The 18,841-nt window shown below is 55.9% G+C and carries 21 protein-coding genes; 19 read left to right on the top strand and 2 right to left on the bottom strand.

From position 1 onward, the window contains the following. Nucleotides 1-109: 109 nt before the first annotated feature. The 14 genes from SUTH_RS09655 (at nucleotide 110) to SUTH_RS09590 (ending at nucleotide 14,122) form a co-directional block, all read left to right on the top strand. Nucleotides 110-1,174, top strand: coding sequence for a DUF7146 domain-containing protein (locus tag SUTH_RS09655; RefSeq protein ID WP_052473500.1), 1,065 nt, complete (start codon nucleotides 110-112; stop codon nucleotides 1,172-1,174). A 10-nt stretch (nucleotides 1,175-1,184) separates the two neighbouring features. Then, nucleotides 1,185-1,448 (top strand): hypothetical protein, encoded by a 264-nt coding sequence (locus tag SUTH_RS09650; RefSeq protein WP_041098875.1) that lies wholly within the window; start codon nucleotides 1,185-1,187, stop codon nucleotides 1,446-1,448. A 122-nt stretch (nucleotides 1,449-1,570) separates the two neighbouring features. Further along, nucleotides 1,571-2,368, top strand: coding sequence for an ArdC-like ssDNA-binding domain-containing protein (locus SUTH_RS09645; protein ID WP_041098873.1), 798 nt, complete (start codon nucleotides 1,571-1,573; stop codon nucleotides 2,366-2,368). A gap of 87 nt (nucleotides 2,369-2,455) precedes the next feature. After that, complete coding sequence (gene radC / locus SUTH_RS09640) at nucleotides 2,456-3,055, top strand: RadC family protein (protein ID WP_052473499.1); 600 nt, start codon at nucleotides 2,456-2,458, stop codon at nucleotides 3,053-3,055. A 269-nt stretch (nucleotides 3,056-3,324) separates the two neighbouring features. Continuing rightward, nucleotides 3,325-4,227, top strand: coding sequence for a helix-turn-helix transcriptional regulator (locus SUTH_RS09635; RefSeq protein WP_041102119.1), 903 nt, complete (start codon nucleotides 3,325-3,327; stop codon nucleotides 4,225-4,227). Nucleotides 4,228-4,238: 11 nt separating this feature from the next. After that, entirely contained in the window at nucleotides 4,239-5,786 is a 1,548-nt protein-coding gene (locus tag SUTH_RS09630) for a class I SAM-dependent DNA methyltransferase (RefSeq protein WP_041098871.1), read from the top strand. 8 nt (nucleotides 5,787-5,794) lie between these two features. Then, complete coding sequence (locus tag SUTH_RS09625; protein WP_084207557.1) at nucleotides 5,795-7,162, top strand: restriction endonuclease subunit S; 1,368 nt, start codon at nucleotides 5,795-5,797, stop codon at nucleotides 7,160-7,162. Nucleotides 7,163-7,218: 56 nt separating this feature from the next. Continuing rightward, a complete protein-coding gene (locus SUTH_RS09620; protein WP_231850987.1) occupies nucleotides 7,219-7,905 on the top strand; it encodes an abortive infection family protein in 687 nt (228 codons plus the stop codon). Next, entirely contained in the window at nucleotides 7,905-11,060 is a 3,156-nt protein-coding gene (locus tag SUTH_RS09615; protein ID WP_041098867.1) for a type I restriction endonuclease subunit R, read from the top strand. The genes SUTH_RS09620 and SUTH_RS09615 overlap by 1 nt, the downstream gene beginning before the upstream one ends. Next, complete coding sequence (locus SUTH_RS09610; protein ID WP_041098865.1) at nucleotides 11,053-11,508, top strand: toll/interleukin-1 receptor domain-containing protein; 456 nt, start codon at nucleotides 11,053-11,055, stop codon at nucleotides 11,506-11,508. Before SUTH_RS09615 ends, SUTH_RS09610 begins: the two co-directional genes overlap by 8 nt. Before the next feature lies 1 nt (nucleotide 11,509). Next, a complete protein-coding gene (locus SUTH_RS09605) occupies nucleotides 11,510-12,058 on the top strand; it encodes a TIR domain-containing protein (protein ID WP_041098863.1) in 549 nt (182 codons plus the stop codon). A gap of 9 nt (nucleotides 12,059-12,067) precedes the next feature. Then, nucleotides 12,068-12,631, top strand: a complete 564-nt coding sequence (locus SUTH_RS09600; protein WP_041098861.1) for a hypothetical protein — start codon at nucleotides 12,068-12,070, stop codon at nucleotides 12,629-12,631. Nucleotides 12,632-12,677: 46 nt separating this feature from the next. Then, a complete protein-coding gene (locus SUTH_RS18830; protein ID WP_041098860.1) occupies nucleotides 12,678-13,136 on the top strand; it encodes a toll/interleukin-1 receptor domain-containing protein in 459 nt (152 codons plus the stop codon). Between the two features lie 35 nt (nucleotides 13,137-13,171). Next, a complete protein-coding gene (locus SUTH_RS09590) occupies nucleotides 13,172-14,122 on the top strand; it encodes a toll/interleukin-1 receptor domain-containing protein (protein ID WP_041098858.1) in 951 nt (316 codons plus the stop codon). A 95-nt stretch (nucleotides 14,123-14,217) separates the two neighbouring features. On the opposite strand, the gene SUTH_RS18445 is transcribed toward SUTH_RS09590, so the two are convergent. Next, nucleotides 14,218-14,865 carry a LexA family protein gene (locus SUTH_RS18445; RefSeq protein WP_052473496.1) on the bottom strand — a complete coding sequence of 216 codons (648 nt, stop codon included), beginning with the start codon at nucleotides 14,863-14,865 and terminating at the stop codon, nucleotides 14,218-14,220. 78 nt (nucleotides 14,866-14,943) lie between these two features. On the opposite strand from SUTH_RS18445, the gene SUTH_RS09580 reads away from it, so the two are divergent. Together SUTH_RS09580 and SUTH_RS19080 are read left to right on the top strand one after the other, a co-directional pair. Continuing rightward, nucleotides 14,944-15,249 (top strand): flagellar transcriptional regulator FlhD, encoded by a 306-nt coding sequence (locus tag SUTH_RS09580; RefSeq protein ID WP_041098856.1) that lies wholly within the window; start codon nucleotides 14,944-14,946, stop codon nucleotides 15,247-15,249. Next, nucleotides 15,227-15,709: a FlhC family transcriptional regulator gene (locus SUTH_RS19080; RefSeq protein WP_171817348.1), complete on the top strand. Its 483-nt coding sequence runs from the start codon at nucleotides 15,227-15,229 to the stop codon at nucleotides 15,707-15,709. The genes SUTH_RS09580 and SUTH_RS19080 overlap by 23 nt, the downstream gene beginning before the upstream one ends. A gap of 284 nt (nucleotides 15,710-15,993) precedes the next feature. On the opposite strand, the gene SUTH_RS09570 is transcribed toward SUTH_RS19080, so the two are convergent. Then, nucleotides 15,994-16,968: a ParM/StbA family protein gene (locus SUTH_RS09570; RefSeq protein WP_041098852.1), complete on the bottom strand. Its 975-nt coding sequence runs from the start codon at nucleotides 16,966-16,968 to the stop codon at nucleotides 15,994-15,996. 514 nt (nucleotides 16,969-17,482) lie between these two features. On the opposite strand from SUTH_RS09570, the gene mobI reads away from it, so the two are divergent. The 3 genes from mobI to SUTH_RS09555 are packed head-to-tail and all read left to right on the top strand — an operon-like array spanning nucleotide 17,483 to nucleotide 18,836. Then, the gene (gene mobI, locus SUTH_RS09565; protein WP_041098850.1) at nucleotides 17,483-17,968 is read left to right on the top strand and encodes a conjugative transfer protein MobI(A/C); all 486 of its coding nucleotides are present in this window, start codon (nucleotides 17,483-17,485) and stop codon (nucleotides 17,966-17,968) included. Beyond that, complete coding sequence (locus SUTH_RS09560; RefSeq protein ID WP_148312903.1) at nucleotides 17,965-18,255, top strand: hypothetical protein; 291 nt, start codon at nucleotides 17,965-17,967, stop codon at nucleotides 18,253-18,255. Before mobI ends, SUTH_RS09560 begins: the two co-directional genes overlap by 4 nt. Before the next feature lie 44 nt (nucleotides 18,256-18,299). Further along, a complete protein-coding gene (locus SUTH_RS09555; protein ID WP_052473495.1) occupies nucleotides 18,300-18,836 on the top strand; it encodes a thermonuclease family protein in 537 nt (178 codons plus the stop codon). Nucleotides 18,837-18,841 lie beyond the last annotated feature (5 nt).

Below are 18,841 nucleotides of genomic sequence, written 5' to 3'. Positions count from 1 at the left end.
GAGAAAACAAACAGCATTCATCAACCCCGCCGGGGAGCCATTCCCGGACGGGATCGCTCCATGCCGCGCGGAGATTTCCACACGGAGTTGTTACATGGAGGCATCGACAATGAAGCACGAGTACGAGACGCAGCAAGTAAAGGAAGATGCGCGAGGTCGCTGGGAGCGGGTTCTGCTTGCTCTCGCGCCACCGCTAAAAGCCGCGCTGGAACGGACAGGCAAGCATGTGCCTTGTCCGGTTCACGGCGGTCGGGATGGCTTTCGCCTGTTTCGGGATGTCGCCGATACGGGGGGAGGCATTTGCAATACCTGCGGCAGTTTTGCCAACGGGTTTGCGCTGCTGATGTGGATCAATGGCTGGGATTTTGGCCGGACGATCCGCGAAGTGGCGGAACAGGTCGGCAGCCGGTCGCGCAGTGCCAATTCGGCGGCGGATAAATCCGAGGATGAGATGCGTCGGGAGCAGCTGAATCGCACCTGGCGGGAGTCTGTGGCCTTGTCCCATCCGAGCGCCGAGCCGGCACGGTTATATTTGGCTCGTCGCGGTCTGTCGGTCAAGGTGCCTGAGACGCTGCGGTTTCATGCAGCACTCGGATACTACGAGGACAACCGGCGACTTGCTGATTACCCGACCCTGATTGCGCAAGTGACGGGGCAAGGTGGCGATGCAGTCACCATCCACCGAACCTATCTCACCCCCGAGGGCCGCAAGGCGCCGGTCGATTCCCCCAAGAAGCTGATGCGCCATCCCTTGGCGCGTCAAATGACCGGGGGCGCTATTCGACTGGTGCCGGCGAATCATCGCCTGGCAGTCACCGAAGGGATCGAGACGGCACTTGCCGTCACCGAGGCCACGGGCATTCCCGCCTGGGCCACTGGTAACGCGCATCTGCTGGCGACGTTCCAGCCACCGGCCGGCATTGACCAGATTCTGGTCTTTGCCGACAAGGACCGGCCCTCACGCCAACATCCGTCTGGACACGGGCAGGAAGCGGCGCGTGAGCTGGTCAAACGGCTGTGGTCCCTGGGTATCCGTGCCGGCGCCATTGCACCGGCCATAGATATCCCCGAAGGCAAGAAGGGAATCGACTGGCTGGACGTGTTCGTTCTTGAGGGCAAAGCGGGATTTCCTGCCTTGGTCAGCGTGGAGCAAGCGCTGCATCAAGCCGCCTAGGAGAACGCTCATGTACGGCGTTATCGATTTCAGTCTGATCGACACCATGCCGGGCGGGCAGGGCGCATTTGCTCCGCCGGCAGGATGGCAAGGCGATTATCGGCAATTCCTGCGCACGCGCTTCGACTCCGATTGCGGTGCGCGTCAGCACATTGCCGTGGTCGGAAGGCGACTCTTCATCAAGATCGAAGGCAAGCCCAGCGAATTCCTTGGGCCGCATGCAGTCGAGGCCAAAGAGTTTGCCCTGTCGGTGTGGTCTGCAAGAAGGAAGTAGCAGAACCGGAAGTCCATCGGACTTTCCATCAGTCATCCGGCTTCGACCGGAAATTTCATCCCACGGGGAACGCATTGCTCCCCAACGGGGACGGTGCCTCCCCATTTTTCTTTGGAGGCATCATGCATGACAAGTTTGCACCCCTGCTCACGCAGGCGCTCTCGGAGCCCGGAATCGTCAGTGCCGCTTATGGCCGGTTCCATCGCTTCAGCATCGGCAACCAGATTCTGGCAGCCATTCAGTTGCAAGAGCGCGAGCTCCCCATGGCGCCGATCGCCAGTTTCCTCCGATGGAAGGAACTGGGACGCTCCGTCACCAAGGGCCAGAAGGCGTTGTCGCTCTGGATGCCGATCACGGTCAAGCGCCGTGAATCGGAGTCCGACGACGGATCGATGGAAGAAAGCAGTCGGTTGCTGACGCTATTCAGGCTGGCACCACGCTGGTTCAGCCTGGATCAGACCGAAGGCGAGGACTACGTCGAAGCCATCGAGTCGCCCCAGTGGAATGCCGAAGCTGCCTTGATGGAACTCGGTATCTCACAGGAGCCATTCGAACTCATGGACGGGAATGTGCAGGGCTATGCGGTCAAACGGCGAATTTCCGTGAGTCCGATTGCCGAGTATCCGCACAAGACCCGGTTTCACGAAATGGCGCATGTGGTGCTTGGCCATACCGAAGAAGGCGATTGCCATGACGCCGCGACGATCCCGAGAAGTATTCAGGAGGTCGAGGCGGAGGGCGTGGCCTTCCTGCTGTGTTCCATCCTCGAACTGCCCGGACGCGATGAGTCGCGAGGCTACATCCAGTCCTGGCTCGATGGCGATGAATTGCCTGAGAAGTCGGCGCAGCGGATTTTCAGCGCAAGCCAGAAGATCCTCGAAGCCGGAAAGCCTGCCATTCAGATGGACGTAGTTCAGTAGATCTTACCCATTCATATCCACCCCGCGGGGCGACTCTTCGTCCCGGTAGGGGAGGAGGGTGCCCGCAATATTTTTGGAGGCACCAAGATGAAACACTTAACCAACGTCGAGCTACTCGAATGCTTCACTGGATTGTCCGCCATGTTCAATCCTGATTACTCGCTGGCCGAGCTATTCGGCTTGCGGCGGCGCTACCAGGTACCTGAATTGGGTGTGGCCGAGGAAGCTATGCCATATGCAGTTTCGGATCGCTTTCTAGCGGCCAGGGAGTTGCTGCGACGCGCCCTTGAGGAAACCTTGAAAGAACCTGGAGAGCATCTGTCATCGCCCGAGGCGGTCAAGAGCTACTTGCGGTTGTTTCTAGGTGGTCAGGAGTACGAGAGTTTCGTTGCAATCTGGTTGGACGCGCAGAATCGGCTGATCGCCAGCATGGAGATGTTCCGTGGAACGACGACGCAAACTTCGGTCTATCCGCGAGAAATCGTTCGAACGGGCTTGAAGCTCAATGCATCGGCCGTGCTGTTTGCGCACAACCACCCCAGTGGTAGTGTCGAACCGTCACGCGCCGATGAAATGCTGACAAGTCAGTTGCGACAGGCCTTAGCGCTTGTCGATATCAAGGTGCTGGATCACTTTATCGTGACCGACACTTCGATCCTGTCCTTTGCCGAAAAGGGCCTGATCTGAACAAACCCCGCCAGCAGAATCGGCGGGGTATTTCGTTAACCGTGTGAGTAGAAATTTACGGGGTCAGCTTGTTGCGGACATGCATCGGGCTTACCTGCTGAAATTCATTCAGGCAGGTAGTCCCAAGGCGGTCGCAATTACGTCTTGCATTGGTCAAATTTGCAGCGCATAATATCATCATATTGATTACATCAGCTTGATATAAATGACCAAACATAAAACCAATTATGGTTCTCCCGCCGACTGTCGTGGATGAGGAACGTTTGACAATGCACCCCCAACGTGTTGATGGCCTAAGCCACGCACAGCGCGAGCGGCTGGCCTACATCGATTTTCGGCTCTATTTCTTCGGAGAGATCGGACGGCCCGATCTGAGCGGTCGTTTTGGCGTGGCACCGGCGGGTGCAACACGAGACCTCGCTCTGTACCGGGAGATTGCGTCGCAAAATATCGAGTTCGACGGCAGCAGCAAGGTTTATCGCATCGGCAAGGACTTCGTACCGTTGTTTGATCACGCACCACAGCGCGTGCTGTCAGCGATTGCCTTGGGGTTTGGCGATGGCGTGAACGTCGATTCTCAGTCACTGCTACCCTGCGAATCGCCTACAGCTCTGAGCAGTCCCCGGATGGATGTGTTGGCCCCGATCTGCCGGGCCATCTACGCCAAGCGTCCGGTGACCATCCGCTACCACTCGATGAGCAGCGGCGAGTCCGAGCGTGTGATCGTGCCCTTCGCCTTGGTCGACACTGGGCTGCGCTGGCACGTTCGGGCCTTTGATCGTAAGAGCGGCGAGTTCCGCGACTTCGTCGTGACGCGCATTGAAGCGCCGACGTTGCTCGATGAGGAGCCTAAGGCGAACGAGCGCCCGGAAAACGATATCCAGTGGACGCGCATCGTTGAACTGGATTTCGTGCCCCATCCGCGTCTGAGTCGTCCTGAAATCATCAGGATGGACTACGGGATGAAGGATGGCCCGATACGGATGCGTGTCCGCGCGGCAGTCGCTGGCTACATGCTGCTGCGCTGGAGCGTCGATGCATCACCTGACCACAGCCTGAAAGAAGAACAGTACCGCCTCTGGCTCAGCGATCCGCTGGCCTTGTACGGGGTAGAGAACGCAAAGCTCGCACCGGGGTACCAAGCGCCAGCAGCCAAAACAATACGGAAATAGGACAGAACACGATGGCACAGAACGACACGAACAAGAACGGCGGCAATCTCGGCTTCGAGGCAGAGATGTTCAAGGCGGCGGACAAGCTGCGCGGAAATATGGAGCCGTCCGACTACAAGCACGTCGCGCTCGGGCTCATCTTCCTTAAGTACATCTCCGATGCCTTCGAGGCGAAGCACAAGACCCTGCTGTCCGAAGACCCGCAGGCCGCGGAGGATAAAGACGAATACCTCGCCGACAACGTCTTCTGGGTACCGAAGGACGCTCGCTGGTCGCACCTTCAGGCCAACGCCAAGCTCCCCACCATCGGTACGCTTATCGACGATGCGATGCGCGCAATCGAGAAGGACAACGAGTCTCTCAAAGGCGTGCTGTCCAAGGACTATGCCCGGCCTGCGCTCAACAAGGTAATGCTCGGTGAGCTGATCGACCTGATTTCCGGGATTGCTCTCAGTGAAGAAGGACACGCTTCTCGCGACATCCTCGGCCGCGTCTACGAATACTTCCTCGGCCAGTTCGCAGGTGCCGAAGGCAAGCGGGGCGGCGAGTTCTATACGCCGCGTTCTGTTGTGCGTGTCCTCGTAGAAATGCTGGAACCTTACCAGGGCCGCATCTATGACCCGTGCTGCGGCTCGGGCGGGATGTTCGTGCAGTCCGAGAAATTCGTGCAGGAGCACGGCGGCCGCATTGGTGACATCGCCATCTACGGGCAGGAATCTAATTACGTGACGTGGCGGCTAGCCAAGATGAACCTCGCGGTACGTGGCATCGACTCCGACATTCGCTGGAACAACGAGGGCAGCTTCCACAAGGACGAGCTGCGCGATCTCAAGGCCGACTTCATCCTCGCCAATCCGCCGTTCAACATCTCCGATTGGGGTGGAGACCGGCTGCGGGAGGATGTTCGCTGGAAATTCGGCGTCCCCCCGGTTGGCAATGCCAACTATGCGTGGTTGCAGCACATTGTTTATCACCTTGCGCCGAATGGCACCGCAGGCGTAGTGCTGGCCAACGGGTCAATGTCCTCTACTCAATCTGGCGAGGGTGATATTCGCCGTGAAATGGTCGAAAAGGGGATCGTGGATTGCATGGTTGCCCTGCCCGGACAGCTCTTCTACTCGACTCAGATTCCCGCATGCTTGTGGTTCCTGGCTCGCAATAAGAATCCGGGAAACGGTTGGCGTGATCGCCGTGGTGAGGTACTGTTCATTGACGCGCGAAAACTGGGAATGCTCGTTGATCGCACACGACGCGAGCTATCAGATGCAGACATTCAACGTATCGCCGACACCTATCACGCATGGCGTGGAGAGGGAAATACGGGTGACTACCGCGATATCGCAGGATTTTGCCGGACGGCTACGGCGGAGGAAATCAGGAAGCAAGGGCACGTCCTCACGCCGGGTCGTTATGTCGGCGCTGAAGAAGTCGAGGGCGACGGCAGGGACTTCACTGAAAAGTTTGGGGAGCTTCAACAGGAAGTTGAAATGTGTTTCCGGGAGGCAGAAATGTTATCTGCCGAAATTCGCAACAACCTCAAATTGGTGAGCGTGGTCTGATGGCGCGAATGACTACGACCGGTGGAAGGGATGCGACCACGGCAGTAATTCCGGGCCGTTTCGCACTGTCGGTCGGAAAACCAGACTTACCAACTCCTCCAGGTTGGAGTTGGACGCCTGTTTCATTTCTGGCGCGGCTGGAAAGCGGACACACCCCAAGTCGTACTCGTCCAGAATACTGGGGTGGCGACGTGCCGTGGATTGGCATTCGTGATGCCACTGGTAATCACGGGCGTGTTCTGGCGGATACCGAGCAACATACAAACCAACTTGGAATCAACAACTCGTCTGCCCGGATTCTTCCGGAGGGTACGGTTTGTTTGTCACGCACGGCATCAGTCGGCTACGTCGTAGTAATGGGTAGGCCGATGGCAACGAGCCAGGATTTTGCGAATTGGGTATGTGGTGAAGATCTCAATCCCCATTTTCTGAAGTACGTCCTTCTGGCCGAGCGGGATACCCTCCACATGTACGCAACGGGCACGACGCATCAAACGATTTACTACCCAGAATTGAAGGCGTTCCATATTTGCGTTCCTGACCGGAAGCAGCAAGACGCAATTGTTGCCGTTCTTTTTGCTCTCGATAGAAAGATCGAGCTCAACCGGAAGATGAACGAGAAACTAGAGACAATGGGGCGCTCCCTGTTTAAGGACTGGTTCATTGACTTCGGTCCGGTACGGGCCAAGATGGAAGGACGCCTGCCGCCTGGGTTGGCTCCAGAAATTGCCGCGTTATTCCCAGAAGTACTTGATGCTGAGGGAAAGCCGGCGGGCTGGAGTAACGGCAGTCTCGACGACATCGCAGACTTGAATCCTGAATCGTGGTCAAAGAAGAATTCTCCGACAGAAATCGACTATGTTGATCTGTCCAACACGAAATGGGGTGTTATCGAATTAACGACGCGATTCGCATGGGCAGATGCACCCAGCCGAGCACAGCGCATTCTTCGACCTGGCGACACCATCGTGGGTACAGTTAGGCCAGGCAATGGCTCGTACAGCTACGTCAGTGCTGACGGTCTGACCGGGAGTACAGGGTTCGCGGTCCTTCGGCCCAAAGATGACGACTACCGCGAGCTCCTCTATTTCGCGGCAACGTCACTAGAAAATATTGAGCGCTTATCTCACCTTGCTGATGGTGGCGCATATCCTGCTGTACGACCCGAGGCTGTGTTTGCATCACCAATAGTTCGTCCTGAACCAGAAGTAGTGACTGCGTTCTCGAGTGTTGTTGCTCCCTTAATCAGGGCAATTGAGGCAAATAAACATGAGGCGGCGGCGCTTGCATCGCTGCGCGACTTGCTTCTTCCCAAGCTGTTATCCGGCGAGGCTCGTGTCGGGGGTGCCGAGCACGTGATAGGAGACACAGCATGACTTTGGACTGGTGCCCTGGCATCCGAGAAGCGTGTTCGTATTGGCGGGACGCGCCAATGCTGCAACAGACCTTTGAGGAACTCGAAAGAGCGCTGGTCGAAAACAACGACGCCTGCATCGATTCGGCAAAGGCCATCGTCGAGGTGGTTTGCCAGATCATCTTGCAGGAGTTGGACTCGCCGTCAAACCCTGTGCGTCCTGCTGAGGCACTGCCGACCTTCGGTGCGTGGATGAGTGCGGCTGTTCGCGCGTTGAAGCTTGGGGACATCAGGCACAATGGCTTCCAGAAGCTGGTGTCGCAGCACAGAAAGCTCACCGATTCTCTGGGCGAGCTGCGCAATGACGCGGGTACGGCGAGCCACGGGCGGGAAGGGTTTCTGCAGCGGCTATCGGCTCATCACCACCGCGCGGCGGTGTTATCGGCCGACGCCATCGTCACCTTCCTGCACCAAGCGTATTTGGAGGCTGAACTGGATTTGGTGCGCACGCGAGAACCCTATGAGCGTTTCGACCACCTGCACGGGCTGATTGACGCGCACGTTTCATTGCAGGCGGAGATCGATGAGGAAGGCTTTCTCACGGTGGACGTGACTCTGCCTTTTGGTGACATCTTGCCCTTGCGTGTAGAAGCGAGTCGGTTGCTCTACCAACTGGATCGGGACGCCTATGTCGAGGCGTTGAACGCTTCGCGCGGGGCACCGGCGCCAGTCGCGGAGCAAGTCGGAGAACAGGGAGAACAATAATGGCGTTTTTGTCGGAGGCCGCCGTAGAGCAAGCGCTATTGGATCAGCTGCGTGCACTTGACTACAGCATTGAGCGTGAGGAGGACATCGGACCCGATGGCCATCGTTCGGAGCGAGAGAGCCACGACGAGGTTGTGCTGAAGAAGCGATTCGAGAATGCCGTCGCGCGGCTCAATTTGGGCCTGCCTCTGGAGGCGCGTCAGGATGCAATCCGCAAGGTGATGCAGTCTGAGTTGCCATCGCTCCTCGAAGAAAACCGCCGTATCCACAAGCTGATGACCGAGGGCGTCGACGTCGAGTACTACGCCGATGACGGCACACTGACAGCCGGCAAGGTCTCTCTCATCAACTTCGAGCGGCCAGAGCAGAACGATTGGTTGGTGGTTAGCCAGTTCGTGGTGATCGCCGGGCAATACAACCGCCGCCCAGACGTGGTGGTGTTCGTTAATGGCCTGCCGCTGGGTGTGATCGAACTGAAGGCTCCGGGCAGCGGCAACGCAACACTAGTCGGGGCTTTCAACCAGCTGCAGACCTACAAGAAACAGATCCCGGCGCTATTCAATACCAACGCACTGCTAGTTACCTCGGATGGGATCACTGCCCGGGTCGGCTCGCTGTCCGCTGATCTGGAGCGGTTCATGCCTTGGCGCACGACCGACGGCAAAGACGTTGCACCGAAAGGTGCGCCCGAACTCTCGACATTAATTGAAGGCGTTTTCGAGCAGCGCCGCTTGCTCGACATGTTGTGTCACTTTACGGTCTTCGGTGAGACGGGATCGGGCTTGGCCAAGATCATCGCGGGCTATCACCAATTTCACGCGGTTCAGCACGCTGTTAACAGTACCGTAACGGCGTCCGCCCCAGGCGGCAACCAGCGTGTCGGCGTGATCTGGCACACCCAAGGCTCAGGAAAAAGCCTGCTGATGGCGTTCTATGCCGGGCAACTGGTCAAGCATCCAGCGATGGCCAATCCAACGCTCGTAGTGCTAACCGACCGCAATGACCTCGACGACCAGCTTTTCACCACCTTCTCGATGTGCCGCGACCTGATTCGGCAAACACCGGTACAGGCTGACAGCCGCGAAGACTTACAGAAGCTTTTGGCGCGTGCATCTGGTGGCGTAATTTTTACAACCTTGCAAAAATTTGGCGAGACAAGTCAGGCGCTGACTGAGCGTCGCAATGTGGTCGTAATCGCTGATGAAGCGCACCGCAGTCAATATGGCTTTCGTGCCAAGGTGGATGCCAAAACGGGTGAAATTTCCTACGGGTTCGCCAAGTACTTGCGCGACGCGCTGCCCAACGCGTCGTTCATTGGTTTTACCGGCACGCCAATTGAGGCCGACGATGTGAATACCCCGGCGGTGTTCGGCAATTACATCGACGTTTACGACATCAGCCGCGCAGTCGAGGACGGCGCGACAGTGCCGATCTACTACGAGTCGCGGCTCGCTCGCATTGAGCTTGATGAGGACGAAAAACCGAAGATCGATGCCGAGGTCAACGAACTCACAGAGGACGATCCAGAGGTTGAACAGGAACGCTTCAAACGAAAATGGTCGACGGTGGAAGCCTTGGTGGGCAGCGATAAGCGCCTCGCGCTGGTGGCGCAGGACATGGTCACCCACTTCGAGGATCGCGTTGCCGCGCTGGACGGAAAGGCGATGGTGGTGTGCATGAGCCGTCGCATCTGCGTGAAGCTGTATGACGAAATCGTGAAGCTCCGTCCGAACTGGCACAGTGCCGATGACAACGCGGGGGCGGTCAAGATTGTGATGACGGGCGCTGCCAGCGACCCCGAAGACTGGCAACAGCACATCGGCAATAAAGCCCGCCGCGATTTGCTGGCCAAGCGCGCACGCGATGCCAAAGACCCGCTCAAGTTGGTGATCGTGCGAGATATGTGGCTTACCGGATTCGATGCGCCCTGCATGCACACGATGTACGTGGACAAGCCGATGCAGGGGCACGGCTTGATGCAGGCGATTGCGCGAGTGAATCGTGTGTTCCGCGACAAGCCTGCTGGATTGATCGTCGACTACATCGGTATCGCCCAGAACCTGAAATCTGCGCTTCAGCAGTATTCGAAGAACGACCAGGAGAACACCGGCGTCGACGAGTCACAGGCCATCGCCGTGCTGATGGAAAAGTACGAAGTCGTGCGGGACATGTACCACGGCTTCGACTACGCCTCAGCGATGGGCGGAACACCTCAAGAACGCTTGGCAATGATGGCTGGTGCAATCGAGTGGATTCTCGACATGCAGCAAAAGGTGGCGGCGAAAGAGAAAACAAAGGAAGGAAAGAAGGACGCACATCGCCGCTATCAGGATGCCGTACTGGCGCTGTCCAAAGCGTTCTCCCTTGCATCGGCATCCGACGAGGCCCGCGAAATCCGAGAGGAAGTGGGCTTCTTCCAGGCGATTCGCGCGGCGCTGGTGAAGAGCAGTACCGGGTCGGGCGTAACTCAGCAAGAGCGCGAAATGGCAATCCAGCAGATCGTGAGTCGTGCTGTAGTTTCCACCGAGATTGTCGACATCCTCGCTGCCGCCGGGATTAAGAGCCCGGACATCTCGATCTTGTCAGACGAGTTCTTGGCCGAAGTTCAGCAGATGGAGCGCAAGAACCTCGCGCTCGAAGCGTTGCGGAAATTGATCAACGACGGCATCCGATCCCGCAGCAAAGCCAACGTCGTGCAGACCAAGGCTTTCTCAGAGCGCTTGGAAGATGCGGTCGCGCGGTATCACGCCAATGCGATCACCACCGCTGAGGTCTTGCAGGAGTTGATTGATCTCGCCAAGGATATTCGGGCAGCTCGCCAGCGGGGTGAAGAGCAAGGCTTGTCCGAGGATGAGATAGCTTTCTACGACGCGCTGGCCGAGAACGAGAGTGCGATTCAAATGATGGGTGACGACAAACTGAAACTCATCGCACACGAGTTGTTGGTCAGTCTGCGCGAGAACGTATCGGTGGATTGGGCGCATCGTGATTCTGCCCGCGCGCGGATGCGGGTTCTGGTGAAACGCATTCTGCGCAAGTATGGCTACCCGCCTGATCTGCAGGACGCGGCCGTGCAAACGGTACTGCAGCAAGCCGAGGCATTGTCGTCAACGTGGAGCATGCCGAAACCTGGTAGCGGAGGCGTCAATGGCTGATGTGTTCATATCTCACGCGGCAACGGACTTGCCCCTTGCAGAATTTCTTCACCGTCACCTCACGCAGGAGGGGCTGAGTGTGTATTTGGCCTCGGTTTCGATGCCGCCGGGCGAGCGTTGGATGCCTCACATCATGGACAACCTGCGCGGATCCACTTGGGTTCTTTGCCTCGCGAGCCGCGCTGCTTGTGCGTCGCCGTGGGTGCTGCAAGAAATGGGGGCGGCTGTCGCGGGCAACAAAAAACTGGTGCCGATCATCTGGGATCAGCCGCCTGATTCGCTACCGGGATGGATGAAGCAATACCAGGCTGTGAATCTGGCTGGTAGTGGGCAGGAAGAGGCAATGGTTGCCGTTGGGCGTGTCGCGGAGGCCATCAAGGCCGAGAAGCAGAAAGGACTGCTCATTCTTGGATTGATCTTCGCTGGATTGGTTGCCTTCGGGAAATGACATGGGTGGTTTTTACGTCGAGCAGAATATGAACGGCCTGTTGGCTGCGCTGATGAAACCAACACGGCGGAAGGTGTTCGTCAGTTATCACCACGGGAACGATCAAGTTTATTACGACGAGTTTTCACGTTTTTTCCACGACCAGTATGAAGCAATTCGAGATAACTCTTTGGAGCGCCTTATCCAGAGTGACAACACCGAGTATGTGATGCGTCAAATTCGAGAGCGGCACATCAACGGCACCTCGTGCACTATTGTTCTGATCGGCGCACAGAGTCATGAGCGCAAGTATCTCGACTGGGAAATCAAGGCGACCCTAGAAAAATGTCACGGGCTCATTGGTATCGTACTGCCCTCCCATGCAAAAAATTCGGGCGGGGAGATTGTTGTACCCGACCGCTTTCTTGATAACCACAAGAGCGGGTACGCAGTCTGGTCGCACTGGAATGGACTTACGGCGCAAGGATTAACCCAATTGATCAACGCCGCCATTGCGAAGCCGCAGTGGCAGATCGACAACTCACGGCCGCTTCGTCAACGAAACGGATAGGAGATAGATATGGCCGTAATGAAGAAGGGCAACTTTTCGATAGATATTGGGTTTCTCAAGCTGGGAGCCGACTTTGAGGAAAGTGACCGACAGTGTGCATGGGAACTGTATACCGAACTGGCGACAAGAATCGCTGTTACCGGAAAATCCAAAGATCGCGACTGCACGGATTTCTCAGGGGAGGTCTATGCCGAAAGCCTTACTTCATTGCACACGTTTTTCGGCGAGGCAAGAAAAATTATGCGCCAGTTTCCTGTCTGCTCAACCTATGTGAAGCCGAGAAAACTCCTCGGCGTTCGCACTGGTGCTGGCATCGAAAACCACCTTGGTGCGTTGATTCATCGTGCAATGCGTGATGTGCTTCGGCCATTTCTTGAGACGTGGCAAGCCGATTATCGCTTCTGGTGGGAGAACACTAGCGACAAGACGCTTCCCCCTTTCGAGCGACAAAAGGCATATCCGAAACTAAACGACATGATTTCTCAGTGGAGCGACGTGCGAGCGATCATGCGTGCCATTCAAGATGAGCTGGTGAGCATGTACAAGCTGGTCGACGTAACTAAGTTGGCTTGACGGCAGGAATCAGCCGTTCAGACGATCAACAAATAAAGGACCATAAGTGCCCGTATTCATTTCACACAAAAGCGTTGATAAGCCAGCAGCACTTGAGATATCCAGTTACCTGCGTGCGCGTGGTGTTCAGTCGTATGTTGATGTCCTTGATCCGCAATTGCAGTCAACCGATGACATTACCTCTGTGATTGTGACGCGAGTCCGTCAATGTACCCATCTGATGGCCGTCACCTCTGCCAACACGATTTCCTCCTGGTGGGTGCCCTTTGAAATCGGAGTAGCGACTGATCAGGACAGGAGGATCAGCACTTACACGCTTGAGGCGACGAATTTGCCGGATTACCTGAAGAAGTGGCCTGTTTTGAAGACCAAGGCACATCTGGATCAATTCATCGATCTCTATCAGCGTGACAAGGTTGTTGCTTTCAGCGAGAGCACTGCAGCCCGAACCGTGACCTCCGCCGATAATTTCCACCAGAGCCTGAAAAGCAGAATCGGTCAGTGAGCATTTCAGCCCGTTTTTGATCTCGGATTTCCCCAATGACCGCACCAAAAGTATTTCTTAGCCATGCCAGCGAAGACAAAGACCGCTTCGTAGTGGGTTTCGCAAGACAACTGCGTGAGAGTGGCGTCGACGTATGGCTCGACCAATGGGAAATGAAGCCAGGCGATAGCTTGGTGGACAAGATTTTCGAGGAAGGCTTGAAAGATGCCCACGCAGTGATCATTGTTCTCTCGACTACCAGCGTTCAAAAGCCATGGGTACGAGAGGAGTTGAACGCTTCTGTTGTAAATCGGATCAGTCGAGGGACAAAACTGATCCCGGTCGTCATCGACAGATGTGAGGTACCAGAAAGTCTCCGATCCACCGTATGGCAGAAGGTGGATTGCCTCGACGACTACAGCCAGAGTTTGCAGCGCATCTTGTCTGCAATCTTTGATGCCAACGACAAGCCCCCCATTGGCAAGCCGCCTGCGCGATTTTCGGGTACGGAGCCGCTGATTTCCGGATTGACACGCGTCGACGATTTGGTTTTGCGTGAGATAGCTCGACTGCAAATTGAACAGAATAATGGGCTCGTGACGTTTGATCAGATCTGCGCTGAGCAAACACTGGAAGAAGTTCCTCAGCCAGAGTTGCTTGATTCTCTCGAAATTCTCGCGCAGAAATATTTGATCAAAATCTCCTATGTGCTTGGAGCGCCCCTCTCACACGTTGTGCTCACGGATTTCGGCTTTCAGCAATTCGCGGAGGCATACGTTCCTGATTACGCCGACGTGGTTGCCCGCGTTGCTGCGCTGCTCGTCAACGAGAATGTCTGCCAGAACGAAGAATTGGCGTCTCGCATTCAGAGACCGGTCGGCTTCGTGGATTTTGTACTGAGCCTTATGGAGAGTAACAACCACATCAAGGTGTCGAAATATATTGGCGGGCAGTCGCAGGTTTGGCAGATTTCGCCGTCACTGAAGCGGGCATTGCAGCAATCGTGATGGGATGATTCTCCGTGCTTGGCGCATCGAGTATTACATCTCTGCAAGGTGCTATGTAATTCAGTATTACAAACAATATATGCGAGTTGAGATGTTTAAGTACGAACTCGCCCCGAAAATACGACGGTCCCCATTACGATGATGTCGTTTGTCAGGGGCAGAATCGGGTTAGGCCAGTGGGGATTCAATGCCTTGAGGAATTGTCCCTCAGGGGTTGTAATGAGGCGTCGCAAATATGCAGCTTTTGGGCTGACGGCCACTACATCCCGACCGTGGGTAGGCTCGACGGTTGAGTCCACAAAAATTACCTCGCCTTCACGGTAGCCGTCTTCAGCCACCATGGCTTCGCCAATGACAGGCAGGGCGAAGCTCATTTCGCTGTGAGGCACAGGGCAGACTAGGGCGCAACCGAGCGGAGCATCCGCCAGATGAGGTGTATGTGTCAGCGTTTCCCATCGGCCCAGTGGAACTGCTCCCTTGTCGAACAACTTGACCGAAATGGGCTCCTGGCCCATGAGCTGCTCGGGCGTGACGCCCAGCACTCCGCCAATTTTCTCCAAAGTTTCGCGGCGAGGTTTCTTGGCCTTGCTGCGCTCCTTGAGGATGCGGTTGATTGCAGGCTGGGAGACTCCGGAACGATGCGCGAGGTCAGTCTGATTCAGGCTGTGCTTGTCCATCAGTGCCTCAAGAATCTCGGCGACTGGGTTATGTGCCTGCAAAACGGCTTCGGTATCGAACGTCATAAATTATTCTCCTTTGTGGTTCCTTTGTTGATAATTGTAATATAAAATGCGCACACGTGACCACTTAAAGGAATATTTATGATGGAGCAGCGAGACATCCTCAAAATCAACCGTCAGCTGCTATTGCTGACCCGTCAGATGGCTCAGGACATGGAGGCGGCAGAGTTGATGACTGGCTTGCCCAAGTCGGTGGTCAAAAAGATTGCCACGCTCGACATGGATGAGATCGAGGAACTGGCTGAATCCGTTGGGGTATCGCTCTACACCTTGAGGTTCAGCGATCCGGCCTTCTCACGGTTACTGGATATGCCACGCGAAGCGCGAAGTACCTACGCTGAGGCAGCGATAGCAGGAAATTCCCGTGGCGGCGCTACTTTCCCCTGAGGACCTCGAAAATCATCGGGTAGCTCATGAGCTGGTTCGACTGAAGCTCAGGCTACCGCTGGTCAATCATCTGACCGGAATCCACATCAAGCCGTTGAGGCGACAGTGGAACAGAATTCATCCCAATAGCCCGCCCAATGGGCGATTGCGCGAGTCGGTCCGGGCGTTTATCTCCGACAGCTTCTCGGCTGCGGAATTGGCCGGTTTCGTGGCGATTTACAACCGACTGGCTCCCGGCGCAGAAAACCAAGTCGAACCGGGAATGTTGCTACGCGCGATGACAATGCATGAGCGCATAGCACATCGCGAGCTGGACATAAATGCGGCCTACTTTGCGGTTCGGGATGTGCGAGCAAAGATCGTCGAATGGCGCCGGTGCGGACGCTGCCAGACGAGCTTCATTTATAGCCCGGCAGCCTTCCATATGCGGTCGTGTCCATTCTGTGCGCTACTGAGTTGAAATGGGTTGGGGATCGTATCGATCCCATCAGTTACAGACTTTCGCTAAGCCTTCTTATCAGCTTGTTCGTCGCTCCGTTTGACTCTGATTCTGAGCGGTTGGTTGGTGTTGATTCTGGATGCATTTGGCATCGATCAAACGGAAAATGCATATTTCGAAGTCCAAGCATGGCTAGCAGCCGAAGACGCTCAGCCCGGTCCCGTAGCTGAACTCTTTGCAGATCGGTAACCAGCTCTGGATAGATCGTGTCCGGGATCTTCACGACGATTTTCAAATAGCCCATCTCAGCTTCCCATCCGCCAGAAGCCGCGAGCATTGGCGAATACGGGGGATTCCGGCGTAGTGACCTTGAGATGGGGAAAGGCCTCCTTCACGGACTCCTCGAAGAACCCAGCACCTCCCCCGACGAGGAGCACGATGTCGGCACCGGCGTTCTCCTTCCGCAAGGATTCCCGCAACCGAGTGGCGACGATTGGTCCCACCTTGGTGGACGCTGCATTGAGATACGGAGCGATGTCGATCTTTTCTCCGAATAGCCGGACCTCGGTTTGATTCAGCCGGATGGCGTTTTCCAGGCGCTCACGTCCGACATTTCCACCGAAGTCGTTGGCCAGTTGCTTTGCCGCTTCGTCTAGGATGACAGATGAAGCTTCCAAACTGGTGCCGCAGGATTGCCGGCGAAGTTCGCCATTGCTAATCAACACCCAATCGACGGAGAAAAAGCCGGGATCCACCACAAGAACACGGGACTCCTCGAATTCCGAGGCGTCTTTGAGATTCCAGACGTGATCGACAAATCCACCCACCGGCTGCGGGACGACTTTGACCGCTTGTACGGTAATTTTCCGTCGTGGTGTCACCTGATGCTCCCCTGTCATCTGGGTTTGCAGACGAGTCCGCAATTCCTGATTCAGATACTGATTGACTGGGAGCCCCGTGACGAGAAGATCAACCTGCTCAAGTTCGGCCAACAGCAGGCCGGCATGGAAGAGGGCGCGGTAAGACTCGGTAGAAGGGTAGTCCTCGTGCAGCTCTCGACTCCATAGCTCTGCGCGATCCGGCGAAAGTCCGGCGGCAAAGGGCGTTCCATTTACGACCACGCGTAGGAAGTCATCCTTGCCTTTGTCGGCGATCTTTTCACCAAGGCGATCTACCGGAGCTGCACCGGCAGGCTTTAACAGAACTTTTGGTTCAGTACCGCGCTTGCCAAAGGCGAGTTTGAGGTTGGAATAGCCAATATCAATTCCGAGCACATTCATTTGAAATCTTCTCCAGTAGCACTTCAGTGATCTTCACGCCCGAAATTGGGCTGTGCGACCTGGCAAGCGTTCTGCAGAGCAACTTGAGTGTTACTTTGGGATTCCGTGCCACGGAAGTGCCACTCCAGTATGCCGCCAGAGCATCTGATGCTATGGCGACATTCCTGATCACGGATTTTGAAATGTGACCAAAAAGGGCGCATTTCAAAAATGCAAACCCTCGATGGCCCCCTACGATCGCGGCGTTGCTTCGGGAACAAAACATCGTCCCTTAACAACGTGGAATGTAGGGGGGTAAATCTACCTGTGGGACCACCTTCAGCGCCCCCTCAAATATCTCGATGCTGTTTCAACATGAGGAGAAGGGGATGAGTTTTGCGAATAAACAATCGCAGGTACTGCCTGTCAGAAACGACCATGAGCCGATTTCTGATCTGCAAACCCACATAACGGATGGAACCGTTCCTGTGGGTTGTAGGGTGGTTACTTCCAGAGATTAATAAGGGGGACGCACATGCAAAACCGGTTGATGGAAGTGCGGGCAATCTTTGAGGGACATCTGGAAACCCTCAGAAAGCAGGCCTATGAAAGCGCCATACGATTCGAGGACTATACCGTCAAAGAGAATTCGCGGCGGGACAAATGGAAAGATCAGAACACGCTCAAATTCCGGGTGCGTCTGGAAGGGAACTCCCTGATGCTCGAATGGTATCGCCGCGTCTGGAAACGCGATGGAGATGGCAAACGAGACACACAACATACCTACATCCGTAAGCGAACCAAAGGGAAGGCAGGCAGTACGTATGTCTACGACTTGGAGGATCTCTTCAAGTATTCCCCTGAGTGGAGCCGAGAAATGGTCGTCGATGTGGAATCAGAGGCGGCGACCTTGCGCCGTCAGGCGCGATACTGCTCTTCGATCCTGGTGAGCCTGGGCCGTCTTGAGCGCTATCTGGTGCAGTTGGACGCTGGCGAGGAGTCAGAGGAGGATGAAGCATGAACATGGCGCCTCGATACGTATTGACGGATCGGTTCGACTTGGGGATGCTGTCCAGCCTGACGAGCGACATTACCCTGACGGAGATATCGCTTGATCAGGTGTGCGCGCTGATCGAGAAGGCTGAGCTGGAAAGGAAGATGGGCTTGCATGGAGGATGGGCCGATGGGATTCGTGCTCATGATCCCATCGAACTGACGCCGCATGGTCCGATTCTGCTGGTTGCCCAAACTACGGAAACGGCGCAGGGAGCGATGATGAAATGGGTTCAAGTCGAAGTAATCGATTGAGTCAGGCTGACCTGGTGATCGATACCGGTATTTAGAATCTACGGATGAACACCATCAATATGAATGTCAGACAACGTCGTTTCTCCGTCGTGAGCATCCTGTTCGTCATGCTTCTGATGCCGATAACGGCCTGGAGCGAGCAGGTTGTCGTGCAGGGCAAGGTCATCCATGTTGTCGACGGCGATACCTTCGATGTTCTGGACAGCCAGCATGAAACCTACCGGATTCGTGTGTCCTGCATGGATACCCCGGAAAAAGGCCAGCCCTTCTACCGGCGAGCGAAGGATGCCCTGGCAGATCTCATCCATGGTCATCAGGTAACGGTCGAAGCCTACAAGCATGATCGCTATGGCCGTCTGATTGGTGAACTTGCAGATTTGGACCTCTGTCGTACCATGATTGCGGCTGGTATGGCTTGGCACAACCTACCCTATGCAAGGGAATTGGCGCCAGGACGTGCGGAGAAGCTGGTGGAGACTGAACAGGGTGCAAGAACACGTCGCGATGGTCTCTGGGCCGATATGTCGCCACAAGCCCCTTGGGAATTTCGGCGGCATCAGCGTTCAGCGCATTCCCATTGACTGGA

Source organism: Sulfuritalea hydrogenivorans sk43H, assembly GCF_000828635.1.
In the GTDB taxonomy this organism is placed as follows: domain Bacteria; phylum Pseudomonadota; class Gammaproteobacteria; order Burkholderiales; family Rhodocyclaceae; genus Sulfuritalea; species Sulfuritalea hydrogenivorans.
This window is presented reverse-complemented; position numbering and strand designations above follow the sequence as displayed.

What these genes read in the sequence shown, in the direction of transcription:
- SUTH_RS09650 (WP_041098875.1), top strand. Translation starts at nt 1,185, where the DNA reads ATGTACGGCGTTATCGATTTCAGTCTGATCGACACCATGCCGGGCGGG.
- SUTH_RS09635 (WP_041102119.1), top strand. Translation starts at nt 3,325, where the DNA reads ATGCACCCCCAACGTGTTGATGGCCTAAGCCACGCACAGCGCGAGCGG.
- SUTH_RS09590 (WP_041098858.1), top strand. Translation starts at nt 13,172, where the DNA reads ATGACCGCACCAAAAGTATTTCTTAGCCATGCCAGCGAAGACAAAGAC.
- radC (WP_052473499.1), top strand. Translation starts at nt 2,456, where the DNA reads ATGAAACACTTAACCAACGTCGAGCTACTCGAATGCTTCACTGGATTG.
- SUTH_RS09655 (WP_052473500.1), top strand. Translation starts at nt 110, where the DNA reads ATGAAGCACGAGTACGAGACGCAGCAAGTAAAGGAAGATGCGCGAGGT.
- mobI (WP_041098850.1), top strand. Translation starts at nt 17,483, where the DNA reads ATGCAAAACCGGTTGATGGAAGTGCGGGCAATCTTTGAGGGACATCTG.
- SUTH_RS09615 (WP_041098867.1), top strand. Translation starts at nt 7,905, where the DNA reads ATGGCGTTTTTGTCGGAGGCCGCCGTAGAGCAAGCGCTATTGGATCAG.
- SUTH_RS09630 (WP_041098871.1), top strand. Translation starts at nt 4,239, where the DNA reads ATGGCACAGAACGACACGAACAAGAACGGCGGCAATCTCGGCTTCGAG.
- SUTH_RS09560 (WP_148312903.1), top strand. Translation starts at nt 17,965, where the DNA reads ATGAACATGGCGCCTCGATACGTATTGACGGATCGGTTCGACTTGGGG.
- SUTH_RS09605 (WP_041098863.1), top strand. Translation starts at nt 11,510, where the DNA reads ATGGGTGGTTTTTACGTCGAGCAGAATATGAACGGCCTGTTGGCTGCG.
- SUTH_RS09600 (WP_041098861.1), top strand. Translation starts at nt 12,068, where the DNA reads ATGGCCGTAATGAAGAAGGGCAACTTTTCGATAGATATTGGGTTTCTC.
- SUTH_RS09625 (WP_084207557.1), top strand. Translation starts at nt 5,795, where the DNA reads ATGACTACGACCGGTGGAAGGGATGCGACCACGGCAGTAATTCCGGGC.
- SUTH_RS09610 (WP_041098865.1), top strand. Translation starts at nt 11,053, where the DNA reads ATGGCTGATGTGTTCATATCTCACGCGGCAACGGACTTGCCCCTTGCA.
- SUTH_RS09645 (WP_041098873.1), top strand. Translation starts at nt 1,571, where the DNA reads ATGCATGACAAGTTTGCACCCCTGCTCACGCAGGCGCTCTCGGAGCCC.
- SUTH_RS09620 (WP_231850987.1), top strand. Translation starts at nt 7,219, where the DNA reads ATGCTGCAACAGACCTTTGAGGAACTCGAAAGAGCGCTGGTCGAAAAC.
- SUTH_RS09580 (WP_041098856.1), top strand. Translation starts at nt 14,944, where the DNA reads ATGATGGAGCAGCGAGACATCCTCAAAATCAACCGTCAGCTGCTATTG.
- SUTH_RS09555 (WP_052473495.1), top strand. Translation starts at nt 18,300, where the DNA reads ATGAACACCATCAATATGAATGTCAGACAACGTCGTTTCTCCGTCGTG.
- SUTH_RS09570 (WP_041098852.1), bottom strand. Translation starts at nt 16,968, where the DNA reads ATGAATGTGCTCGGAATTGATATTGGCTATTCCAACCTCAAACTCGCC.
- SUTH_RS18445 (WP_052473496.1), bottom strand. Translation starts at nt 14,865, where the DNA reads ATGACGTTCGATACCGAAGCCGTTTTGCAGGCACATAACCCAGTCGCC.